Genomic DNA, 22,629 nt, shown 5'->3' on the forward strand with positions numbered 1-22,629 from the left:
TCCGGGCATCACCACCATCCCCGCTGCCGCGACACCGCTTCCACCTTGCGGATTCCTTGTCCGTACGACTGGTAGTCCCGTGCCGGCCGGCCCGCGAGGCTCCGGCCCGCCACGACCGCAGCGCGTGTCGTGCGGGTCCGCTGGACGCAACGCGACGCCCGCTGTGCCCACGGCCGCGGTGCGCGCACGGCCCCGGCTGGCTCTCACGGGTGTCTCCGACCCCGCGAGACACCCGTGAGGCCCAGCCGGCACCGGGAGGCGCGCTGCGGTCGGTGAGCACCGCGGACATCGCGGACCGGCGGCGGACCCGCACGACACGCGCTGCGGTCGTGGCCGGGCTGGGCCTCGCGGGCCGACTGGCACGGGACCACCAGTCGTACCGGATAAGAAATCCGCAAGGCTGGAAGCGGCGTCGCGGCAGCGGGGATGGTTCGGGTTCAGGCGGCTCGGGCGTAGGCGGGGGCTGACCGGTCCGCCAGCAGGTCGAGGCAGAGCGCGGCGGTCCAGCTGAAGGCGGGCGCGCCCGATCCGGCCCCGGTGTCCGGGTGGAAGAACTCGTAGTGGCCGTGCTCGTGCACCAGCCGCAGCATCGCCCGGCGCAGCGTCTCCGCCTCGCCGTGGTGTCCGTGCACCTGCATGCCGCGGCGCAGCAGCCAGTTCACGTTGATCCAGATCGGTCCGCGCCAGTAGCGGCCGGCGTCGAAGTCGGGGCCGGTCCGGTCGGCGCTCGGCGCGGGCAGCCCGAACCGCTCCGACCGGGCCTCCGTCATGATCGCCTCGGCCCGGTCGGCCGGCAGGTCCGGCAGCATCAGCGGGAGCAGGCCGCTCACGCAGCGCGCCGGGCTGAGCCGGCCGGTGCGGGCGTCGCGGGCCCGGAAGGTCCGGGTGGCCGGGTCCCACAGCCGCCGGGCGAGAGCGGCGGTGATCTCCCGCGCCCGGTCCCGGTGCCGGCTCGCGGCACCGGGCCGGCCGAGCACCCCGGCGATCTGCGCGAGGGACAGCTCGGCGCCGGCCAGGATGCTGTTGAACGCCGGGCACTCCACCACGAACGGGTGCCGCTGGACGAGGTCGGTGTCCGAGTACCCGCCGTCCCGGTAGTTCAGCACCAGCCCGAGGTAGCGGGCGAAGTCCCGGTCGGTGGGCAGGTGGGTGGCGTCGGCCACGGCCAGGTCCCGGCGCGGGTGCCGGTCCAGCAGGGTGCGGTCGGCCGGCACCGCGTCCAGCACGGTGTCCCAGGCCGGGCTGTCGTCCAGCCCGGACTCCCACGGGTGCACGATCGCGGCCAGCCCGGTGCCGCCCGCGTCCCGGCGCTCGGTCAGGTAGTCCTGCTGGGCGACCAGCCGGGGGTAGAGCCAGGCCAGCTCGGTGCGGGCCTCGCCGGCGCAGGCCGCGCCGTGCGCCGACGCGTGCCGGTAGACCTCCCAGGCGGCGAGCGCGTGCAGCGGCGGCTGGACCAGCCCGGTGCTGCTGCGCGGCCGGCGCCCGGCGTAGGCCGGCACGTTCCACACGCCCGGCCCGGGGAAGTAGTCGTCCTCGGCGGTGTCCGGGTCGAAGACGATGTGCGGCACCCGGCCGTCCGGCCACTGCGCCTCGAACAGGCTGCGCAGGTCCCGCCAGGCCCGGCTGGGGTTGACGTAGGCCAGCCCGATCGCGGTGAACGCGGCGTCCCAGCTCCACTGATGCGGGTAGAGGCGGCGGGACGGCACGGTGTGGTCACCGGACCAGTTGGTGTCCAGCACCCGGGCGGCGGACTGCCAGAGCTCGGCGGACAGGTCGGAGACAGCCGGTGCGTACATCAAAGACGTGAGGCCCTTTCGACTGCGGTCGCCGGTTGACCCCCCGCCATCGGGCGCGCCGCGGTGCATCTGAAGGAACTGCCGGTTGCATCTTCGGTACCACTGCGGCGAGCGGCGATAGCGGGGTTACCTCAGTTCACGTCGATCTCCCGCCACCAGCGGCTGGTCTCGCCGGGCAGGTAGGGCGAATCCAGCCGCTTCGCCACCACGCCGGACAAACCCTGCGAGCGTGCCGCGTCCCGGGCGAAGGCGCCACCGCCCGGGAAGAACGGCGGGGTCTGCCAGTGCTCGCCGGCCAGCGCCAGGCCGTCCAGCAGCTCGCGGCGCTCGGCGTAGCGGAGCCGCTCGGTGGTCCGGTGCCCGTCCAGCCAGAGCAGGTCGTAGATCAGGAAGTGCGCCGGATCGCGGTCGGCCGCCCGTTTCGGGTTCTTCGCCCGGACCCGCCGGGCCAGCCGGTCCGGGTCCGGCCGGGCGCCGTCGAACACCACCAGCTCGCCGTCGACGATCACCTCGACCGGCGCGAGGTCCGGCCCGATCGCCCGGACCTCGGGAAAGACCGAGGTCAGCGATTCGCCGCCGGGTCCGCTCAGGTGCAGGCGGCCACCATGGACGTACGCCAGGGCGCGCTGCCCGGCCCAGCGCATCTCGTAGCCCCACGCGGCGTCGTCGGCGGGCAGCGTGGCCGCCCGGGTGGCCAGCATCGGCCGCAGCTCGGCCGGCATCGGCTCCCAGCCCGGCTCCGGCGGGTCCATCCGGCGGACCATCCAGTCCGCGCCGTCGGTCTGGAAGAAGACGTATCGACCCCTCGTGCGATCACCGTGAAAGGTGACGCTGATCTCGTCGGGACGCCACTTGCCGGTCTCGTAGGTGCCCGAGTCGAAGATCGTCATCCGGCCGCCGCCGTACTCGCCGGCCGGGATCTCGCCGGCGAAGTCCAGGTACTCCAGCGGGTGGTCCTCGGTGTGCTTGGCCAGGTTGTTGCGGGCCTGGTCGCGGGGGAGGCCGCGCGGGACGGCGAACGAGACGAGCACGCCGTCGCGTTCCAGCCGGACGTCCCAGTGCAGGCTGCGGGCGTGGTGCTGCTGGATCACGAAGCGGTGCCGTTCGTCCGCCGTGCCCGGTCCGGGCGCGGCGGGGACCGGTTCGGGGGTACGGGCGGGGTCGCGCTTGCGGCGGTACTCGTCCAGACGGTCCGGCATGTACTGATTCTGCCGTCCGATCGAGCGGCCGGGAATTGTCGTACCCCGATGGTTGGGTGTGGACATGACGGGGACCACACTTTCGCCGCTGGTGCCGCGCCGCCTGATCCGGGCGCGCCGGGCGGTCGCGCTCGCCCGGGCCGGTCGCGCGTTCGCCGCCGTGGAGCCACCCGCGGGGGTGACGCCAAAGCGGTCGGATACGCCGAGTGCAGGGCGAATCGGATTCGATGTTGATCGTGGGTTTCCCGCGACGGTGGCGCGCGGTAGTGTTCTGGCTCCGACGCGTATCCATCGACAGGAAGGCGTTGGCCGATGACCTTGCGCATCCTCGTGGTGGGCGCCGGCATCGCCGGTCTGGCAGCGGCCCGGGGGCTGCGAGTCGCGGGCTTCCGCCCGGACGTGGTGGAGGCTCTGCCGGCCACCATGAGCCCCAGCGCCGGGATCTATCTGCCCGGCAACGCCTCCCGCGCGCTGCGCCTGCTCGGTCTCGACGTCCCGCTGCGCCCGCTCGGCGACCTGATCTTCCGGCAGGTCTTCCTGGACGCGCGCGGCCGCGAGCTGTTCGAGATGGATGTGGCCGGGCTCTGGGCCGGGGTCGGCGAGTCCCGCGCGCTGTCCCGCGCCGACCTGCAGCAGGTGCTGCTCACCGGGGTCGGCGGCGAGGTGCGTTACGACACCGAGGTGCGTGACCTGCAGATCGTCGAGGGCGGCGCCAAGGTGGAGTTCACCACCGGCGCCATCGCGGAGTACGACCTGGTGGTCGGCGCCGACGGCCGCCGCTCGACGATCCGCGAGAAGATCGGGCTGGGCGGCCCGGCCACGCCGACCGGGCAGATCGTCTACCGCGCGGTGGTCTCCGGCGGCCCGCCGCTCACCGACTGGACCGCGGTGCTCGGCCGGCGGGCGCAGTTCGTCGCGATGCCGATGGGCGGTCGCAAGATCTACTGCTACGCCGACGAGACCGCGCCCGACGCGCCCGACCCGGCCGACCCGCGCGCCCGGGTCCAGGAGGTGTTCGGCTCGTTCGGCGGCCCGGTGCCGGCCATCCTCGACCGGATCGAGAAGGTGTCGGTCGCCCGGACCGACGAGGTGGTCCTGCCGTCCTGGTCGAGCGGGCCGGTGGTGCTGGTCGGCGACGCCGCGCACGCCACCGCGCCGACCCTGGCCCAGGGCGCCGCGATGTCCTTCGAGGACGGCTTCGTGCTCGGTCAGGAGCTGCGCCGGGCCGAGGGCGGCATCGCCGGCGCGCTGCGCGCCTATGAGCAGCGGCGCCGCCCGCGCTGCGCCGACGTGCGCGACCGGACCCGCGAGCGGGACCGGACCCGGGACGTGCCGCCGTCGCTGCGCGACCCGATGCTGCGCCGCCGTGGCCTCCGCATCTTCACCGATCAGTACAAGGGTCTGCTGGCCCCGGTCTAGCCCTCGCGTTACCACGCCGCGTTCGTCCTAGGTGGCCCTTTGGTCACCCCGCGACGGCCGAAGGTCGTCGGGGGACTATTCTGCCAGCGAGGTACGCCCGATCTTCGTGGCGTGCCGAGTGGGACGAACGAGACAACGGAGGCAATTCGTGACGACCGTTGCGCCGTCGCCGATCGCGACCCGTCCATATCCGGTCAGGCGGCAGGTCAAGGGTTCGGCATTCGCCCGGATCCTGCGCACGACGGACGCGAAGCAGATCGGGATCATGTACATGATCACCGCCTTCGTGTTCTTCCTGCTCGGCGGCCTCATGGCGCTGCTGATGCGGGCCGAGCTGGCCCGGCCGGGGATGCAGATCCTCTCGCCGGAGCAGTTCAACCAGCTGTTCACCATGCACGGCACGATCATGCTGCTGTTCTTCGCGACACCGATCGTGTTCGCGTTCGGCAACTACGTGGTGCCGATCCAGATCGGCGCGCCCGACGTGTCGTTCCCGCGGCTGAACGCGTTCGCGTACTGGCTGTACCTCTTCGGTGGTCTGATCACCATCGGCGGCTTCCTCACCCCGGGTGGCGCGGCCGACTTCGGCTGGTTCGCCTACACGCCGCTGAGCGACTCGCTGCACTCGCCGGGCGTCGGCGGCAACATGTGGGTGGTCGGCCTGGCGATCTCGGGTCTGGGCACGATCCTCGGCTCGGTGAACCTGATCACCACGATCCTGACCCTGCGGGCCCCGGGCATGACCATGTTCCGGATGCCGATCATGACCTGGAACATGCTGGTCACGGCGCTGCTCGCGGTGATGGTCTTCCCGTTCCTGGCGGCGGCGCTGTTCGCCCTCGCCGCGGACCGGGTGCTCGGCGCGCACGTCTTCGACGTGGAGACCGGCGGCCCGATGCTCTGGCAGCACCTCTTCTGGTTCTTCGGCCACCCCGAGGTCTACATCATCGCCCTGCCGTTCTTCGGCATCATCACCGAGGTCATCCCGGTCTTCAGCCGCAAGCCGGTCTTCGGCTACAAGGGCCTGGTCGCCGCGACCCTGCTGATCGGCGCGCTGTCGATGTCGGTGTGGGCGCACCACATGTTCGTCACCGGCCAGGTGCTGCTGCCGTTCTTCAGCTTCCTGAGCTTCCTGATCGCGGTCCCGACCGGCATGAAGTTCTTCGTCTGGATCGGCACCATGTGGCGCGGCCAGATCAGCTTCGAGGCGCCGATGCTCTTCGCGATCGGCTTCATGGTGACGTTCCTCTTCGGTGGTCTGTCCGGCGTGCTGCTGGCCGCCCCGCCGATCGACTTCCACGTGTCGGACTCGTACTTCGTGATCGCGCACTTCCACTACGTGCTGTTCGGCACGATCGTGTTCGCGGTCTTCTCCGGCATCTACTTCTGGTTCCCGAAGATGTTCGGCCGCTACCTGGACGAGCGCCTCGCCAAGGTGCACTTCTGGCTGACCTTCATCGGTTTCCACACCACCTTCCTGGTGCAGCACTGGCTGGGCACCAAGGGCATGCCCCGGCGCTACGCCGACTACCTGCCCACCGACGGCTTCACCACGCTGAACACGGTCTCCACGATCGGCTCGTTCGTGCTGGGTCTGGCCACGCTGCCGTTCCTCTACAACATCTGGAAGTCCTACAAGGTGGGCAAGGTCGCCACCGCGGACGACCCGTGGGGCCACGGCAACTCGCTGGAGTGGGCGACCACCACCCCGCCGCCGCTGCGCAACTTCGACCGGATGCCGCGGATCCGCTCCGAGCGGCCCGCCTTCGACCTGAAGTTCCCCGAGCTGGCCGCGGGTGACCAGGGCTCGGTCGCCGGCCCGCCGGAGGGCGGGGCCCGGATGCTGAGCCACGAGTCCGACGGTGGGGCGACCTACCAGGAGGACACCGCGAGCAACAAGGACAACTGAGTCCGCGCGAAGCGGCCCGCACTCTCCGGAGTGCGGGCCGCTTCGTTTTCCGGTTCTCTCCGGCTGATCGGCTTGCGTTTCGCGGGTGTCCCGTCGCCCCCGCCCAGGTCGCGGCCTTCCGGCGCCGGTGGGCTGCCCGCCTGGCCCGAGGTGAGCTGCGCCAAAGCCGTTGGTTTCTGTCGTACCCCTGCGAGAGGATCGGCGGCGGAGGTCAGGATCGTCATGTTGCTCAAGCCTTACCGGGAAACCCTCGCGCTGCCCAAGATTCCGTCGTTGCTGGTGGTCGCGACGCTGGCCCGCATCCCGATCGCGGCCGCCGCCGTCGTGCTCACCCTGCACGTCGTCACCGACCTCGACCGGGGTTACGGCGCGGCCGGCCTGGTCGGCGCGGCCGCGACGATCGGCGGTTCGTTCGGCGCCCCGGTGATGGGCCGGCTGGTCGACCGGCGCGGGCTGCGCCCGGTGCTGGTGCTGACCACCGTGGCCGAGGTGATCTATTGGCTGGTCGCCCAGGCGTTGCCCTATTGGGCGCTGCTGCCGGTCGCGGTGGTCGGTGGCTTCCTGGCCCTGCCGGCCTTCTCGGTGGCCCGCCAGTCGATCGCCGCGCTGACCCCGGAGTCGCATCGGCTGCCCGCGTTCGCCCTCGACTCGATGACCACCGAGCTGTCGTTCATGGCCGGCCCGGCCCTCGGCGTGCTGATCGCGACCAGCGCGGCCGGCCCGCGCGTCGCCATGCTCACCCTGGCCGGCGGCATCCTGCTGGCCGGCCTCGGCCTGTGGCTGCTCAACCCGCCGACCCGGGCCGACCACGAGGCCCCGGTCTCGGCCGGCGAGCGGGTCGCCCGGCGCGAGTGGCTCAAGCCGCGGTTCGTCGCCGTCCTGGCCGTCACGATGGCCGCCACGCTGGTCCTCTCCGGCACCGACGTGTCGGTGGTCGCGGTGCTGCGCGAGTCCGGCGAGCTGAGCTGGAGCGGCCTGGTGATGTCGCTGTGGGCGCTGTTCTCCCTGATCGGCGGCTTCGCCTACGGCACGGTGCGGCGCGGCCTGCCGGTGCTCGCCCTGTTCATCCCGATGGCCGTGCTGACCGTCCCGGTCGGCCTGGGCGGCTCCCACTGGTGGCTGCTGGCCCTGCTGCTGATCCCGGCCGGTGCCCTCTGCGCCCCGACCATCACCGCCAGCTCGTCCGCGATCAGCCAGATGATCCCGGCCGCCGCCCGCGGCGAGGCGATGGGCCTGCACAATTCCGCCCTCACCGTCGGCGTCGCCCTCGGCGGCCCGCTGGCCGGCCTGGCCATCGACTCCTTCGGCCCGACGTGGGGCTTCGCCGCCGTCGGCGCCGTCGGCGTCCTGGTCGCCTTGCTGGTCCTCCCCGCCGAACTACGCCGCCGCCACACCCCACCCACCCCAGACCCCACCGAGGCCGCCACCGGCCCGGTCGCGCCTTCCGCGGGCGCGGTCGTGCTCTCCGCGGACCCGGTCGTGCCTTCCGCGGACCCGGCCGCGTCGACCGCGGATCCGGCGGATGCGATCGTGCCCGGTCCTGACCCGGCCGCTGGCGTCGAGCCGGCCGGGGATGTCGAGCTGGCTTCGGTCCGGCCGGCTTCGGTCCGGCCGGCTTCGGGGTCCGCTTCCGGCGGCCGCTGACCGGAGCCCGGACTGGCCAGGTCGAGCGCTTCCAGCTCGCCTGGCCCACGCCGGCGCGCCCGCCGGTGGCCGGGCCGCTGGAGGGCCGGACCGGATGGGCCCGTGCCCTCGCCTGCGGCCCCATCCGGTCCGGCGGTGCCCATCCGGCGGTCGCGCGGCTTGGAGCGCGCTTGGCCGCGCTGCACGGGAACGTCTGCCCGCGCGGCTTGGAGCGCGCTGCACGGGAACGTCTGCCCGCGCCGCTTGGAACGCGCTCGGCCGCGCTGCACGGGAACGTCTGCCCGCGCCGCTTGGAACGCGCCTGCCCGCGCCGGACGGGAACGCCCGTCCGCGCCGCTTGGAATGCGTTCGGCCGCGCTGCACGGGAACGCCCGTCCGCGCCGCTTGGAATGCGTTCGGCCGCGCTGCACGGGAACGCCTGTCCGCGCCGCTTGGAAGGGAGTGCCGTTGGAGGCGCCGTTCGCGCGGCTTGAGACGTGCCGCTCGTGCTGCTCGGAGCGCGTTCGGTCTCGCTGTGCAAGGCGGCTTACTGCGTCGTTCGGCGGGCGCCGAGCGTGGTGGGGACGTGCCGAGCGCGGTACGGGAAGGTCTGTCCGCGCCGCTTGGAAGGGAGTGCCGTTGGAGGCGCCGTTCGCGCGGCTTGAGACGTGCCGCTCGTGCTGCTCGGAGCGCGTTCGGTCTCGCTGTGCAAGGCGGCTTACTGCGTCGTTCGGCGGGCGCCGAGCGTGGTGGGGACGTGCCGAGCGCGGTACGGGAACGTCTGTCCGCGCCGCTTGGAAGGGAGTGCCGTTGGAGGCGCCGTTCGCGCGGCTTGAGACGTGCCGCTCGTGCTGCTCGGAACGCGTTCGGTTTCGCTGCGCAAGGCGGCTGACTGCGTCGTTCGGCGGGCGCCGAGCGTGGTTGGCGAGCGCGGTGGGGACGTGCCGAGCGCGATGGGCGGGACGGACCGGCCGGAAGGAGGTTCGCTTTTCCGCCGGGGTCAGGCGGGGGCGACGATGGGGGAGCCGGTGGTCTGGACCGCGGCGGACTGGAACTGGGCCAGGGCGGCTTCGGTGGTGGCGTGGGCGACGCCGGCGGTGAGCTCCAGCAGGACCGTGGTGGAGAAGCCGGCGGCCGCGGCGTCCAGGGCGGTGGCGCGTACGCAATGGTCGGTCGCGATGCCCACCACCTCGACGTCGGTGACCTCCCTGGCCCGCAGCCACCCGGCGAGATCCTCGCCGGCCTCGGTGTGACCCTCGAAGCCGGAGTAGGCCGCCTGGTGCGCCCCCTTGTGGAAGACCGCCTCGATCCGGTCGGTGACCAGCTCGGGGTGGAAGTCGGCGCCGGACGAGCCGACCACGCAGTGCGCCGGCCACGAGTCGACGAAGTCCGGGTGCGCGCTGAAGTGCGCGCCCGGGTCGATGTGGTAGTCCTTGGTGGCGACCACGTGGTCCCAGCGCTCGCCGGCCTTGTCGAGGACCAGCGAGATCCCCTTGGCGACCGCGGCGCCACCGGCGACCGGCAGCGAGCCGCCCTCGCAGAAATCGTTCTGCACGTCCACGATGATCAGCGCGCGTGACATGGCGACTCCCTAGGCGGTGGGGATGATGACGACCGGGATGGCCGGGTCGCCCGCGGAGAGCTTGAGGCCCTCCCACGGGATGGAGATGAGGCACTGGCGGAGGTGGTCCCGGGACTCCTGGAGGGTGGGCCGGGCCTGCGGCTCCCCGCCGGCGATGTAGGTGCGCTGCAGCAGCCGGTCGTTGGTCTGGTGGTCGGGCACCCCCTGGGAGACGATGATCTCCTCGGTGGCGGTGCCGGTGGGCTTGTGCCGGCGCACCGCGGTCTTCCGGCCGCCGACCGTCGCCTTGTTCTCCGAGCGCTTGACGACCGGGCGGCCGGCCACCTCGACCAGCTTGTAGACCAGGCCGGCGGTGGGCGCGCCGGAGCCGGTGACCACCGCGGTGCCGGCGCCGTACATGTCGACCGGCTCGGCGGCCAGGGTGGCGATCGAGTACTCGTCCATGTCGCCGGAGACAATGATCTTGGTCTCGGTGGCGCCGAGCGAGTCGAGCAGCTCCCGGGACTGCTGGGCGAGCACCGACAGGTCGCCGGAGTCGATCCGGACGGCGCGCAGGTCGGGGCCGGCCACCGCGATCGCGTTCCGGATGCCCTGGGTGATGTCGTAGGTGTCGACGAGCAGCGTGGTGTTCTTGCCGAGCGCCGCCACCTGGGAGCCGAACGCGGCCGGCTCGTCGTCGTGCAGCAGGGTGAACGCGTGCGCCGAGGTGCCGGTGGTCGGGATGCCGTAGGCGCGGCCGGCCGCCAGGTTGGACGTGGAGGCGAAACCGGCCAGGTAGGCGGCCCGGGCGGCGGCGACCGCTGCGTGCTCGTGGGTGCGCCGGGAGCCCATCTCGATGATCGGCCGGCCGCGGGCGGCGGTGACCATCCGGGCGGCGGCGGCCGCGATCGCGCAGTCGTGGTTGAGCACCGAGAGGATCAGCGTCTCCAGCACCACGCACTCGGCGAACTTGCCGGAGACGGTGAGGATCGGCGAGCCGGGGAAGAACAGCTCGCCCTCGGCGTACCCCTCGATCTCGCCGGTGAAGCGGTAGCCGGCCAGCCAGGTCGCGGTCGGCTCGTCGATCACGCCGGCCGACCGCAGGAAGTCGATCTCGGCGGGGTCGAAGCGGAAGCCGGCGATCAGGTCGATCAGCCGGTCGGTGCCGGCCACCACGCCGTAGCGCCGGCCGGTGGGCAGCCGGCGGGCGAAGACCTCGAAGACACACTGCCGATCCGCGGTGCCGTCCTTGAGCGCGGCACTGATCATGGTCAGCTCGTAGTGGTCGGTCAGCAGCGCCGACCCCGTCGTATTCACGGGACCTACCCTAATGCGTGCTCCGGGGATGCGCCGCGACCTGCCGTTCGGTGCTCCGGTTCACAGGTACGGCCGAACCGGTGGCACCATGGGGGGCATGGCGTTGCCTCAGGTTGCTCCCGTCGAGACGCCGGAGATCGAGGAAGTACCGGCCGAGGACCGGCCTTGGGTGACCATCGTCTGGGACGATCCGGTCAACCTGATGTCGTACGTGACCTGGGTCTTCCAGAAGCTCTTCGGGTTCAGCAAGGAAAAGGCCGAAAGGCTGATGATGGACGTGCACACCAAGGGCAAGGCGGTGGTCTCCACCGGTGCCCGGGAGCGCATGGAGATGGACGCCAACCAACTGCACGGATACGGTCTCTGGGCAACTGTGGACCGAGCCTGACAAAGCGGGTGGGGAAGAGCATGTTCCGACGCAGCGGCGGTCAGTGTGTGGCCACGTTCGCCCATGACGAGGTGCGTGTCCTGCGGAAGGTGGCCGCCGAGGTGGTGGGCCTGCTGACCGACGGGATGGATCACACCGACCCGGTGGTCGGCCGACTCTTTCCGGACATCTATCCGGACCGGCCGGACGACTCGAGCGAGTTCCGGCTCTACACCGAGGGCGACCTGAAGACCGCCAAGATCGACCAGGCCGGGGCGATCCTGGCCGCGCTCCCGGACGAGGGGGAGGGCGAGGTTCGCCTGGACGGCGAGGCGGCCGAGGCCTGGCTGCGGGCGATCAACGACGCCCGGCTGGCGATGGGCACCCGCCTGGACATCCAGGCGGACACCGATCTGGCCGAGGAGCTGGACGAGGCGGTGCTGGCCGATCCCGGGTCCAGCCGGGTGTTCCAGCTCTCCGTCTACGCCTATCTGGGATACCTCCAGGAGTCGCTGCTCAACGCGCTGCCGGAGATCAAGTAGCGACCGGGAGTGTGTGCCTCGCCACGCGCGGAGCGGCGAAATACTTCGGTAATGTGAACGCCGTGCTGACCATCGACAGTTCGATCGTGCGTGCGATCGTCGCCCACGCCCGCCGGGACCACCCGGACGAGGCGTGCGGTGTGGTTGCCGGCCCGATCGGCAGCGACGTGCCGACCCGGCACATCCCGATGGACAACGCCGCGCGGTCGATGACGTTCTACGAGTTCGACTCGATGGAGCACCTGCGGGTGTGGCGCGAGATGGACGACAACGACGAGGAGCCGGTGGTCATCTACCACTCGCACACCGCGACCGAGGCGTACCCGTCCCGGACGGACATCTCCTTCGCCGGTGAGCCGGGCGCGCACTACCTGCTCGTCTCGACCCGTGAGCCCGATTCCGAGGAGATCCGCTCGTTCCGTATCGTGGACGGTGTGGTGACCGAGGAAGAGGTCAACATCGTGGATGCGACGGTGAAGTCGTGAAGGTGAGTGCCGTGCAGTCGTACATGTTCGGGCAGAGCCCGGTGTCGGTCGTCTACGAGTGTCGCTGTCGCTAGTTCCCGCGACCCGACGACCAACCCTGCCCGCACATTCCTGAGGAGCATGACAATCATGGCTATCGAAGTCCGCGTCCCCACCATCCTGCGCACCTACACCGGCGGCTCCAAGGTCGTCGAGGGTGCCGGTGACAACCTCTCCGCGCTGATCGACGACCTGGACGCCAAGCACAGCGGCATCAAGGGCCGGCTGATCACCCCCGAGGGTGGCCTGCACCGCTTCGTCAACATCTACGTCAACGACGAGGACGTCCGGTTCCTCGGCGCGCTCGACGCGAAGCTGAACGACGGCGACTCGATCACCATCCTCCCGGCCGTGGCCGGTGGCGCCCTCGGCTTCGCCGCGGCCGCCGCCTTCTTCGGGCGCTAAAAAGGATGGCTCGCTACGAGAGCCTGCTGGACGCGTGCGGGGGCACGCCGCTCGTCGGCCTGCCCCGCCTCTCCCCGGTGGTGCCCGAGGGGGCGCCACCGGTGCGGCTCTGGGCCAAGCTGGAGGACCGCAACCCGACCGGCAGCATCAAGGACCGTGCCGCGCTCTTCATGGTGCGCGAGGCCGAGGAGTCCGGGCATCTCCGCCCGGGCGACACCATCCTCGAGCCGACCAGCGGCAACACCGGCATCGCCCTGGCCATGGTGGCCAAGCTGCGGGGTTACCGGCTGGTCTGCGTGATGCCGGAGAATGTGTCGGCCGAGCGCGTCCAGCTCCTCCGGATGTACGGCGCTGAGATCATCTTCTCGCCGGCCGCCGGTGGGTCGAACCAGGCGGTGGCCACCGCCAAGCAGATCGCCGCCGAGCACCCCGACTGGAAGATGCTCTTTCAGTACGGCAACCCGGCGAACGCCCGCGCGCACTTCGAGACCACCGGCCCGGAGCTGCTGCACGACCTGCCCACGATCACGCACTTCGTGGCCGGCCTGGGCACCACCGGCACCCTGATGGGCACCGGCCGGTTCCTCAAGGAGAAGGTCGAGGGCATCCAGATCATCGCCGCCGAGCCGCGGTACGGCGAGCTGGTCTACGGCCTGCGCAACATCGACGAGGGCTACGTCCCGGAGCTGTACGACGCCAGCGTGCTGACCCGCCGGTTCTCGGTCGGCACCCGGGACGCGGTGCTGCGGACCCGTCAGCTGGTCGAGGTCGAGGGCATCTTCGCCGGCTTCTCCAGCGGCGCGATCCTGCACGCCGCGCTGGCCGTGGCGCACGAGGCGGTCAAGGCCGGCAAGCGCGCCGACGTGGCCTTCGTGATCGCCGACGGCGGCTGGAAATACCTGTCGACCGGCGCTTACGGCGGCACTCTGAACGACGCGGAAGAGGCCCTCGAGGGTCAGCTCTGGGCGTGACGGGGCGCGCGCCGCGGGGCGCGCGCTTCCGGCGTACCGGAAAAGGGATCCTAAAAGGCCACCGCGAGCAGCAGCGCTCCCAGCATCGGGGGCGCGGCTGCCAGCAGCAGGATCCACGGCAGCGTGCGCTGGTGGACGGAGAGGAACGCGCCGACCGCCAGCCCCACACTGAACATGGTCAGCATCGCCAGTGCCGGCAGGTACCAGCCGGGCGCCCCGCGCAGGACGGCCAGCAGCGCGTAGAGGCCGACCCCGACCCCGGTCAGGCCGAGCATCGCGGAATACCCCGCCATCGCCAGCACCCGCGTCGACGCGGGCGCTTCGTCGTCCTCGGCGGGGAATCGGAAAATCGGCGGTTCCGGATCCCAGGACGGTTCGAACGGCACGATTTCGGGTAACGCGGTGCGGGAGATGCGGGCCGGCTCGACCGCGGTCACGTCGCCTCCATCAGATCGTTTTCACGTGCTCACTGAGAGCAACGCAAAGGGCTTACCGGACGTGACGGTGGAAATGGTGACGACCGAGGTCACAGGGGCTGTGATGTGCGTTGTCGATTTAGCGACAAATCGATCAGTTGTTTACGTCAGGCAGTGGTCACGGCGTACGCTTCGCTCCGTGATTGACTGGTCTGACAAGTCCAGCGCGGACCGGTCGGGCGGGGCGTGGACGACCCAGATGTGGTCGACTCGGAAGTGGCCGACCCAGTGTGAGTCAGAGGGACCCGCATGCGACTAACCGTTCTCGGTTGTGCCGGCAGTTTCCCCGGCCCCGAGTCGGCTTGTTCGGCCTATCTCGTGGAAGCCGAGGGATTCCGGCTGCTGATCGACTTCGGGTCGGGAGCGCTCTCCGCGCTGCAGCGCTACTCGGACATGCGGGCGGTCGACGCCATGCTGCTCACCCACCTGCACTGCGACCACATGCTGGACGCGTGCACCTACGTCGTGGTCCGGCGCTACGACCCGGCCGGCCCGCTGCCGCCGCTGCCGGTCTACGCGCCGCTGGGCGCCGCCGAGCGGATCGCCGCGGCCTACAGCGCCGAGGGCGAGCCGGTCGACGACGTGTACACGTTCTACGGTCTGCAGCCGGGCACCTTCCCGATCGGCCCGTTCACGGTCACCGTCGACCGGGTCAACCACCCGGTGGAGACCTACGGCGTGCGGATCGAGCACAACGGCAAGGCGATCGCCTACTCCTCGGACACCGCGCCCTGCGAGGCGCTGCTGCGGCTGGCCGCCGGCGCCGACCTGTTCCTCTGCGAGGCGAGTTACATGGACGGCGTGCCGAACCCGCCTGACCTGCACCTGACCGGCGGCGAGGCGGGCGAGGCGGCCACCAAGGCGGACGTGGCGAAGCTGCTGCTGACCCATCTCGTCCCGGCGTGGGCGAGCGAGGCCTCTATCGTGGAGGCGGCCGGCGCCGCGTACGCGGGACCGGTCGAAGTGGTCCGCCCAGGGGCCAGATACGATCTCTGAGCCGGTACGGGGTGGGATCGGCTTACACCGGTGCGCCACGTGTCGTGATCTTGGAGTTGTTGCATGCGCATAGTCCGCCTGGCCAACTTCGTCACGGTTCACACCGGGGGCCTGCGGACCACCCTGCGTGAGCTCGGCAAGGGTTACCAGCGGGCCGGTCACGAGGCCGTGCTGATCGTCCCCGGCCGGCAGTTCAAGGACCGGCAGCTGCGCCAGGGCCGGGTGATCACCCTGCCCAGCGCGCCCATCCCGCGGACCGGCGGGCACCGCGTGCTGGCCGGCCGGCGTGAGCTGACCAAGCTGCTGGACAGCCTGAAGCCGGACCGGATCGAGGTCTCCGACCGCACCACGCTGCGCTGGACCGGCACCTGGGCCCGGCAGCGCGGGGTCCGGTCGATGATGGTCTCCCACGAGAGCCTGGCCGGCCTGCTCGGCGTCTGGGGCATGCCGAAACGGGACGCCCTCGCCGACCGGCTGAACCGGCGTACCGCCGAGGCCTTCGACACGATCGTCTGCACCACCGCGTTCGCCGCCGCCGAGTTCCGCCGGCTGGGCGTGCCGAACCTGGTCGAGGTGCCGCTCGGCGTCGACCTGGACATGTTCCACCCGAGCCGGCTCGACATCGCGGTCCGCTCCCGCTACGCCCGGCCGGAGGAACTGCTGATCGTCTACGCTAGCCGGCTCTCCGCGGCGAAACGGCCGGAGCTGGCCGTGGACACGGTGGCCGCGCTGCGCAACGGCAAGGTGCCGGCCGTGCTGGTGGTGGCCGGCGACGGCACCCGGCGGGCCGCGCTGGCGTACCGGGCCGCCCGGCTGCCGGTCCGGTTCGCCGGGCACATCGCCGACCGCAAGGCGGTCGCCGCGCTGCTCGCCTCGGCCGACGTGGTGGTCGCGCCCGGCCCGGTGGAGACCTTCGGGCTCTCCGCGCTGGAGGCGCTGGCCTGCGGCACCCCGGTGGTGGTCGACGAGCAGAGCGCGCTGCCCGAGGTGATCGGCGAGGCCGGGGTCGCGGTGGCCGGCACCGCGGACGCGTTCGCCGACGGCGTCTCTCAGCTGATGGCCCGGCCCCGCGACGAGCGCCGGGCCACCGCCCGCGCCCGCGCCGAGCAGTTCGGCTGGTCCCGGTCGGTGGCCGGGTTCCTGCAGGCGCACGACGTGGAGCCGGCCGAGGAGCCGGTGGCCGCGCCCACGCTGATCCGGCCGGCGGTCCCGCGGCCCCGCCTGGTGCGCGAGCCCGGGGCGGACGAAGCCGGCGCACCCCGCTACGCATAGGGTTGTGGTCATGGCGCGTCCCGACGGCCGTTCGGCCGACCAGTTGCGACCGGTGACCCTGACCCGGCGTTGGAGCATCCATCCCGAAGGTTCGGTGCTGGTGGAGTTCGGCAACACCCGAGTGCTCTGCACCGCCAGTGTCACCGAGGGGGTGCCCCGCTGGCGCAAGGGCTCCGGCCTGGGCTGGCTCACCGCGGAGTACGCGATGCTGCCCCGCGCCACCAACACCCGCGGTGACCGGGAGAGCGTGAAGGGCAAGGTCGGCGGGCGGACCCAGGAGATCTCCCGGCTGATCGGCCGCAGCCTGCGCGCCTGCATCGACCTCAAGGCGCTCGGGGAGAACTCGATCGTCCTCGACTGCGACGTGCTGCAGGCCGACGGCGGCACCCGGACCGCCGCGATCACCGGCGCCTACGTCGCGCTGCACGACGCGGTCAGCTGGCTGGCCGGCCGCAAGGCGCTGGCCGGCAAGATCGACAAGGTGCTGCACACCTCGATCCAGGCGGTCAGCGTCGGGATCATCGACGGCGAGGCACGGCTCGACCTGCCGTACGAGGAGGATGTCGCCGCCGAAGTCGACATGAACGTGGTGTGCACCGGCGCCGGCGACTTCGTCGAGGTGCAGGGCACCGGGGAGAACGGCGTGTTCAAGCGCGCCCAGCTGGACGCCATGCTCGACCTGGGCCTGCGCGGGTGCGCCGAGCTGGCGGTCGCGCAGCAGAAGGCGCTGGCCCAGTGAGCGCCCGCCTGCTGCTCGCCACGGCGAACCAGAAGAAGCTCGTCGAGCTGCAGCGCATCCTGGACGCCGCGCTCGGCATGCACCAGATCGAGCTGGCCGGCCTGGGCGACTTCCCGGGCTACCCGGACGTCCCGGAGACCGGTCTCACCTTCGGGGAGAACGCGCTGATCAAGGCCCGGGAGGGCGCCAAGCGCACCGGCCTGCCGACCGTCGCCGACGACTCCGGGCTGGCGGTCACCGCGCTCAACGGCATGCCCGGCGTGTTCAGCGCCCGCTGGTCCGGCGCGCACGGCGACGACGCGGCCAACCTGGACCTGGTGCTGGCCCAGATCGGCGACGTCGGCGACGAGCACCGCGGCGCCGCGTTCGTCTGCGCCGCCGCCCTGGTCCTGCCGAACGGGCGGGAGCACCTGGTCGAGGGCCGCCAGACCGGCCGGCTGCTGCGCGCCCGGCGCGGCGACGGCGGCTTCGGCTACGACCCGATCTTCGTCGGCGACGGCCAGGACCGCACCAACGCCGAGCTGAGCCCGGCCGAGAAGGACGCGATCAGCCACCGCGGCAAGGCGTTCCGCGAGCTGGCCAAGGTGATCGCCAAGGAGTTGCCCCGCTGAGGCGGGCGCTGACCGACCTGCGGCCGCTGGCCGTCCCGGCCTATCGCCGGATGTGGGCCGCCTCGCTGGTGGCCGCGGTCGGCGGCTCGTTCAGCGTGGTCGCGGTCCCGGTGCAGCTCTACGCGAGCACTGGGTCCTCGGCCGCGGTCGGCGCGGCCGCCGTGGTGTCGTTCGTGGCCCTGGCCGGCTCGGCGCTGGCCGCCGGGGCGCTGGCCGACTCCCGGGACCGCCGCCGGGTGCTGCTGGCCGCCCAGTCCGGGCTGGCCGTGGTCTACCTGGCGCTGTGGGCGCAGGCCGCCCTCGGGGACGCTCCGCTGGGGCTGCTTCTGCTGCTGGTGGCCGGGCAGGGGCTGAGCCTCGGGGCGATCGGCGCCACCTCCGGCGCGGTCCTGCCCCGGCTGGTCCCGGAGCATTTGTTGGCCGCCGCAAACAGCCTGAACTCGCTGGTCCGCTACACCGGCTCGATCCTCGGTCCGGCCCTGGCCGGTCTGCTGATCTCGGTGGCCGGGCTGCCGACGCTCTATCTCTGCGACGCGCTGGCCTTGCTGGTCGTGCTGCGCGCCGTGCACCGCCTGCCGGCCCTCCCGCCCACCGGGGCCCCGCCGGCCGGCTCGATCGGCCGGCAGCTGGTCGCCGGCTTCCGCTACCTAACCGGTAGCCGGATGCTGGTCGCGGTGCTCGGCGTCGACCTGGCCGCGATGGTCTTCGGGATGCCGTCGGCGCTCTACCCGGAGTTGGCCGCGCGGGTGTTCGGCGAGTCGTCGGTGGGTCTGCTCTACGCCGCCTACCCGGCCGGCGTGATCCTGGCCGGTCTCGGCTCCGGCCTGTTCACCCGGGCCCGTCGGCACGGCCTGATGATGGCCGGCGCCGCCCTCGCCTGGGGCGCCACCGTGGTGCTGTTCAGCCTCACCATCCGACTGTGGGCGGCGCTGCCGGTGCTGGCCCTCGGCGGCGCGGTCAACTTCGTGCTGAGCACCTTCCGCAATGCCGTCTCGCAGGCGCACACCGACGACGCGATGCGCGGCCGGATCCAGGGTGCCCTCACCGTCGTGCTGTTCGGCGGCCCGCAACTGGCGAACCTGCTGCACGGCTCGATCGGCGCGCTGGCCGGCCCGCGCCTGACGATCGGCGCCGGTGGCCTGCTCACCGTCGTGACTGTCGTGGTGATCCTCCGGACTGCGCCGGAGCTGCGCCGCTACCGGGTGGCGTCAGGCCACGAACAGCCCGCGCCGTGAGGCCGCTGCCTCGAACTCCTCCAGCCGCCGGTGCACCGGCTCCGGTGCGGTGTCGCACATCGCCTCGAGCAGCACCATGGCCATCGCCATCGGGCCGGTGTGCAGGTCGAAGACCAGGTGGGTGCCGACCGCCGCGGGCAGCACCACCTCGGCCAGCTCGGTGATCGGGCTGACCGCCGAGTCGGTGATCGCCACCACCGCGAACCCGGCCGCCCGCGCCTCCCGGATCGCCGCGACCGCTTCCCGTGGGTAGCGCGGCAGCACCATCGCCAGCAGCGCCGTGGCTCCGGCCGCGCGTGCCTGGTCCAGCCGGTCCAGCAGGCCGGTCCCACCGCAGTCGAGCACCCGCACGTCCGGGAAGACCTTCGCCGCGAAGTACCCGAAATACCCGGCGAGCGGCCCGGCCGCGCGCAGACCGAGGACCGGTAACGGGCGGCTGCCGGCCAGGATCGCCGCCGCTTTCCGTACGTCCTCCAGCCGCCCCAGATCGTCCGCCACCCGCCGCAGATGGTCCGCCTCGGCGAGCACCGCGCGCTGCATCCCGTTCCGCCCGGCCGGCTCGCTCGGCGCCCCGGACGTGACCGCCCGCAGCTCCCGCCGCAACGCCGGATAGCCCCGGTAGCCCAGCGCCATCGCGAACCGGGTCACCGACGGCTGGCTCACCCCGGCCAGCCCGGCCACCTCGGCCGCCGACAGGTACGCCGCCTTGCCGGAGTGCTCCACCAGAATCTGCGCGATCCGCCGCTGTGTCGGCGTCAGGCGCGCCCCCTGAAACAGGTCGAGCACCCGCTCCCCAGTCACCGGCTCAGCGTATGCATGGCGAATTTCACACCGCTAGACGCGTGCATCGGTTCTACCGGAAAGAGCGTGCCGGATGCCGGCCGCCACGTCCGCCGCGATGTGCGTCGGCCGGTACGCCGGCTCCGCCCACTCTCGCCCCGCCGAGATCCACACCGTCGGCAGTCCGAGGGCGTGCGCCCCGCCCACGTCGGCCGGCGCCGAGTCCCCGATCATCCAGGCGGCCGACAGCTGCCGCCCGGCCACCGCCGCGGCGGCGTGGAAGATCTCCGGGGCCGGCTTCTTGTGCCCGACCGCCTCGGAGATCACCCATCCGTCGACCAGCCGGTCCAGCCCACAGGTGTGGATCTTCTTGGTCTGCTGGCCGACCCGGCCGTTGGTGACGATCACCCGGGTCCAGCCGGCCGCGCCGGCCTCGTCCAGGGCGAGCCGGGTGTCCTCGGTGAGCCGCACCCGGTCCGCGGCCCCGTTGTCCAGAAAGGACCAGACGTCCTCCGGGGACACCACGCCCGGGTACCGCCCGGCCAGCGCGGCGGCCACCTTCGCCCGGGGCCGGTAGCCGCTGGCGTCGGTGGCCATCAGCCAGCCGAGGTCGGCGGCCGGTAGCCGGTGAGCGGTGAGAAACCCCCGCGCCGCGTCGCGGAACGCGGCGTCCCGGTCGATCAGCGTGTTGTCGAGGTCCAGCAGGAGCAGCATGACATCGATCGTTTCAGGCATGACATCGTGGGACGCATGCGGATCGCTGAGCTGCACACCCACCCGGTCAAGGGCTGCCATCGCCTCGATCACGACGCTGTCGTGGTCGAGCCCTGGGGCCTGGCCGGCGACCGCCGCTGGATGATGATCGACCCGGACGGCGTCGGCATCACCCAGCGGGACACCGCGGTGCTCACCCAGCTCACCGTCCACCCGCGCCCCGGCGGTCTCCGGCTCACCGCGGCCGGCCGGCCCGACCTGGACGTGGACGAGCCGGCCCACGGGCCGAAGGTGGGTGTGCACGTCTTCCGCAACAAACCCGAGGTCCCGGCCCGGCTCAGCGAGGCCGGCAGCGCGTGGTGCCGGGAGTTCCTCGGCCGGGACGCCCGGCTGGTCTGGCAGGCCGACCCGACCGGCCGGACGATCGAGGAACTGGCGCTGCCCGGCGACCGGGTCAGCCTGGCCGACGGCTACCCGGTGCTGCTGGCCAACGCCGCCTCCCTGGACGCGGTCAACGACTGGCTGGCGGAGACCGGCGACGAGCCCGTCCCGATCCACCGCTTCCGGCCGAACCTGGTGGTCGAGGGCGCGCCGGCCTGGGCCGAGGACGGCTGGCTGGGCCGGCGGCTGCGGATCGGCGAGATGGTCTTCCGGGTGGCGAAGCACTGCGCGCGCTGCCGGGTCACCACGATCGACCAGGAGACCGGGGAGGCCGGGCGGCAGCCGCTGCACGTGCTCGGCCGGCACCGGCGGATCGACGGCGGGCTGATGTTCGCGGTGAACCTGATCCCGGACCTGGCGGCCGGGGACACCGGAGTGTTGCGGCTCGGCGACACGGTGACACCGCTGGAGTGACGAGGCACTCATTAGCGGTACACCTGCCTTAGGAGTGTCTTAGAAGATTTGCCCGCGGCGTCCGGCCGAAGCAGTATCGCTGAGCGTGAGTGCTCATCGACGCCCGTTCCCGACCCGATGGCTCGCCGCCGGCGGCGCCGCGGCTCTCGCCGGTCTCATCGGCGTGGCGCTGCTGCTGCAGACCGGCGGGTCGGCCTGCGCCGCGCCGCCGAGCACCAGCGTCAAGACCGGCAAGGCCACCTTCTACGACCTGGGCGGCACGTCCGGCAACTGCTCGTTCGAGGTGCCGGCCGACGACCTCTACGTGGCGCTCGGCCCGGAGCAGTACGCCGAGGGCGCGTCCTGCGGCGCCTACCTGGACGTGACCGGCCCCAAGGGCAAGGTCCGGGTCAAGGTCTTCGACTCCTGCCCGGAGTGCCCGGCCGGCCACCTGGACCTGAGCCGCACCGCGTTCAAGAAGATCGGCGCCGAGGTCGACGGGATCATCCCGATCAAGTACAAGCTGGTCACCAACCCGTCGACGCCCGGGCCGATCACCGTCCGGATCAAGGAAGGCGCCTCCCGCTTCTGGTTCGCCGCCCGGATCGACAACCACGGCAACCTGCTCTCCTCGGTCCAGGTGGCCGGCCCCGGCGGCAGTTTCCAGCGGGCCGACCGCACCGACTACAACTACTGGCTGATCGACGGGGGCGCCGGCGCCGGCCCGTACAAAATCAAGATCACTGACGTCTACGGCAACAGCACCACGGTCGCCGGCATCGACATGGACCCGGGCGCGGTCCAGAAGACGTCGCAGACGTTCGCCGGCGGCTCCACCAAGGTCGTCGAGAAGGCCACCCCCACCAAGACGTCGCCCACCCCCGCCGCGAAGAAGTCGTCCCCCGCCACCCCGTCCACGTCCGCCTCCGCGCCCCCGTCCCCGGCGTCCTCGGTGGCCCCGCTGCCCGCGTCGGCCGCCCCGGCCCCGAGCACCACCGAGGACGCCCTGGTAGCCCTGGCCGCCGGCGAAACCACCTGCGACTGACCCCGTCCCCTACCCGTCCCCGTCCCGCCCTCGTCCCCGTCCTGATCTCGACCGGCCGCACCCATCCCCGGACCGCGCGGCTTTCCCCGGTCCCCCAGAAGGCAGCCCCGCCACCGCACCGGCGGGGCTGCCTTCTGCCCTCGCGCGCCGCCCGGATCGCCCACGTCGAGCGATCCACCCGAAGACCAAAGATCAAGAGCTTGCTGACTCGGGTCCGCGCTGATCACTGATCGTCGCTCCCGCCAGGGACCCTTCCGGGCCGGGCTGGCCGCTACGCGTCCAGAACGCCCGGCC

21 protein-coding genes and 1 pseudogene are annotated in these 22,629 nt (G+C 72.1%); 15 read left to right on the plus strand and 7 right to left on the minus strand.

Annotated features, from left to right (window positions below; translation table 11 throughout):
• Positions 1 to 437 precede the first annotated feature (437 nt).
• Positions 438 to 1,796: an MGH1-like glycoside hydrolase domain-containing protein gene (locus tag BJY16_RS13375; RefSeq protein WP_185039775.1), complete on the minus strand. Its 1,359-nt coding sequence runs from the start codon at positions 1,794 to 1,796 to the stop codon at positions 438 to 440.
• A 131-nt stretch (positions 1,797 to 1,927) separates the two neighbouring features.
• Positions 1,928 to 2,995, minus strand: coding sequence for a DNA polymerase ligase N-terminal domain-containing protein (locus BJY16_RS13380; protein ID WP_185039776.1), 1,068 nt, complete (start codon positions 2,993 to 2,995; stop codon positions 1,928 to 1,930).
• 312 nt (positions 2,996 to 3,307) lie between these two features.
• On the opposite strand from BJY16_RS13380, the gene BJY16_RS13385 reads away from it, so the two are divergent.
• The 3 genes from BJY16_RS13385 to BJY16_RS13395 all read left to right on the plus strand — a co-directional run bounded on the left by BJY16_RS13385 (position 3,308) and on the right by BJY16_RS13395 (position 7,967).
• Positions 3,308 to 4,414 (plus strand): FAD-dependent monooxygenase, encoded by a 1,107-nt coding sequence (locus tag BJY16_RS13385; protein ID WP_185039777.1) that lies wholly within the window; start codon positions 3,308 to 3,310, stop codon positions 4,412 to 4,414.
• Between the two features lie 148 nt (positions 4,415 to 4,562).
• Positions 4,563 to 6,323, plus strand: coding sequence for an aa3-type cytochrome oxidase subunit I (gene ctaD / locus BJY16_RS13390; RefSeq protein WP_185039778.1), 1,761 nt, complete (start codon positions 4,563 to 4,565; stop codon positions 6,321 to 6,323).
• 222 nt (positions 6,324 to 6,545) lie between these two features.
• Positions 6,546 to 7,967 carry an MFS transporter gene (locus BJY16_RS13395; protein WP_239177368.1) on the plus strand — a complete coding sequence of 474 codons (1,422 nt, stop codon included), beginning with the start codon at positions 6,546 to 6,548 and terminating at the stop codon, positions 7,965 to 7,967.
• A 979-nt stretch (positions 7,968 to 8,946) separates the two neighbouring features.
• Here BJY16_RS13395 and BJY16_RS13400 read toward each other — a convergent pair.
• Positions 8,947 to 9,528 (minus strand): isochorismatase family protein, encoded by a 582-nt coding sequence (locus BJY16_RS13400; RefSeq protein WP_185039779.1) that lies wholly within the window; start codon positions 9,526 to 9,528, stop codon positions 8,947 to 8,949.
• A 9-nt stretch (positions 9,529 to 9,537) separates the two neighbouring features.
• Positions 9,538 to 10,824 carry a nicotinate phosphoribosyltransferase gene (locus tag BJY16_RS13405; RefSeq protein ID WP_185039780.1) on the minus strand — a complete coding sequence of 429 codons (1,287 nt, stop codon included), beginning with the start codon at positions 10,822 to 10,824 and terminating at the stop codon, positions 9,538 to 9,540.
• A 97-nt stretch (positions 10,825 to 10,921) separates the two neighbouring features.
• Here BJY16_RS13405 and clpS point away from each other — a divergent pair, with 97 nt between their 5' ends.
• The 5 genes and pseudogenes from clpS to BJY16_RS13430 all read left to right on the plus strand — a co-directional run bounded on the left by clpS (position 10,922) and on the right by BJY16_RS13430 (position 13,633).
• Positions 10,922 to 11,212: an ATP-dependent Clp protease adapter ClpS gene (gene clpS / locus BJY16_RS13410; RefSeq protein WP_185039781.1), complete on the plus strand. Its 291-nt coding sequence runs from the start codon at positions 10,922 to 10,924 to the stop codon at positions 11,210 to 11,212.
• A 20-nt stretch (positions 11,213 to 11,232) separates the two neighbouring features.
• Entirely contained in the window at positions 11,233 to 11,733 is a 501-nt protein-coding gene (locus tag BJY16_RS13415) for a DUF2017 domain-containing protein (RefSeq protein ID WP_185039782.1), read from the plus strand.
• 62 nt (positions 11,734 to 11,795) lie between these two features.
• A pseudogene (locus BJY16_RS13420) lies at positions 11,796 to 12,292 on the plus strand (M67 family metallopeptidase).
• Positions 12,293 to 12,347: 55 nt separating this feature from the next.
• Positions 12,348 to 12,662, plus strand: coding sequence for a MoaD/ThiS family protein (locus tag BJY16_RS13425; RefSeq protein ID WP_185039784.1), 315 nt, complete (start codon positions 12,348 to 12,350; stop codon positions 12,660 to 12,662).
• A 5-nt stretch (positions 12,663 to 12,667) separates the two neighbouring features.
• Positions 12,668 to 13,633 (plus strand): PLP-dependent cysteine synthase family protein, encoded by a 966-nt coding sequence (locus tag BJY16_RS13430; RefSeq protein ID WP_185039785.1) that lies wholly within the window; start codon positions 12,668 to 12,670, stop codon positions 13,631 to 13,633.
• A gap of 50 nt (positions 13,634 to 13,683) precedes the next feature.
• On the opposite strand, the gene BJY16_RS13435 is transcribed toward BJY16_RS13430, so the two are convergent.
• The gene (locus tag BJY16_RS13435; RefSeq protein ID WP_185039786.1) at positions 13,684 to 14,070 is read right to left on the minus strand and encodes a hypothetical protein; all 387 of its coding nucleotides are present in this window, start codon (positions 14,068 to 14,070) and stop codon (positions 13,684 to 13,686) included.
• 288 nt (positions 14,071 to 14,358) lie between these two features.
• On the opposite strand from BJY16_RS13435, the gene BJY16_RS13440 reads away from it, so the two are divergent.
• The 5 genes from BJY16_RS13440 (at position 14,359) to BJY16_RS13460 (ending at position 18,962) form a co-directional block, all read left to right on the plus strand.
• Entirely contained in the window at positions 14,359 to 15,105 is a 747-nt protein-coding gene (locus tag BJY16_RS13440; RefSeq protein ID WP_185039787.1) for an MBL fold metallo-hydrolase, read from the plus strand.
• A 63-nt stretch (positions 15,106 to 15,168) separates the two neighbouring features.
• On the plus strand, positions 15,169 to 16,377 hold the full coding sequence (locus BJY16_RS13445) for a glycosyltransferase (protein ID WP_185039788.1): 1,209 nt from the start codon (positions 15,169 to 15,171) through the stop codon (positions 16,375 to 16,377).
• 10 nt (positions 16,378 to 16,387) lie between these two features.
• Positions 16,388 to 17,116 (plus strand): ribonuclease PH, encoded by a 729-nt coding sequence (gene rph, locus BJY16_RS13450; RefSeq protein WP_185039789.1) that lies wholly within the window; start codon positions 16,388 to 16,390, stop codon positions 17,114 to 17,116.
• Positions 17,113 to 17,727 carry an RdgB/HAM1 family non-canonical purine NTP pyrophosphatase gene (rdgB, locus tag BJY16_RS13455; RefSeq protein WP_185039790.1) on the plus strand — a complete coding sequence of 205 codons (615 nt, stop codon included), beginning with the start codon at positions 17,113 to 17,115 and terminating at the stop codon, positions 17,725 to 17,727. The genes rph and rdgB overlap by 4 nt, the downstream gene beginning before the upstream one ends.
• Before the next feature lie 26 nt (positions 17,728 to 17,753).
• Positions 17,754 to 18,962: an MFS transporter gene (locus BJY16_RS13460; protein WP_311775361.1), complete on the plus strand. Its 1,209-nt coding sequence runs from the start codon at positions 17,754 to 17,756 to the stop codon at positions 18,960 to 18,962.
• Here the strand turns inward: BJY16_RS13460 and BJY16_RS13465 are convergent.
• Positions 18,936 to 19,763: a MurR/RpiR family transcriptional regulator gene (locus BJY16_RS13465; RefSeq protein ID WP_185039792.1), complete on the minus strand. Its 828-nt coding sequence runs from the start codon at positions 19,761 to 19,763 to the stop codon at positions 18,936 to 18,938. The genes BJY16_RS13460 and BJY16_RS13465 overlap by 27 nt on opposite strands.
• A 33-nt stretch (positions 19,764 to 19,796) precedes the next feature.
• Complete coding sequence (locus BJY16_RS13470) at positions 19,797 to 20,456, minus strand: HAD family hydrolase (protein WP_203759037.1); 660 nt, start codon at positions 20,454 to 20,456, stop codon at positions 19,797 to 19,799.
• Between the two features lie 36 nt (positions 20,457 to 20,492).
• On the opposite strand from BJY16_RS13470, the gene BJY16_RS13475 reads away from it, so the two are divergent.
• Both BJY16_RS13475 and BJY16_RS13480 read left to right on the plus strand, forming a co-directional pair.
• Positions 20,493 to 21,311, plus strand: coding sequence for an MOSC domain-containing protein (locus BJY16_RS13475; protein WP_185039794.1), 819 nt, complete (start codon positions 20,493 to 20,495; stop codon positions 21,309 to 21,311).
• 85 nt (positions 21,312 to 21,396) lie between these two features.
• On the plus strand, positions 21,397 to 22,335 hold the full coding sequence (locus BJY16_RS13480) for an expansin EXLX1 family cellulose-binding protein (protein ID WP_185039795.1): 939 nt from the start codon (positions 21,397 to 21,399) through the stop codon (positions 22,333 to 22,335).
• The last annotated feature ends 294 nt before the right edge of the window (positions 22,336 to 22,629 follow it).

Origin of the sequence: Actinoplanes octamycinicus, from assembly GCF_014205225.1 — a bacterium.
Classification (GTDB): Bacteria; Actinomycetota; Actinomycetes; order Mycobacteriales; family Micromonosporaceae; genus Actinoplanes; species Actinoplanes octamycinicus.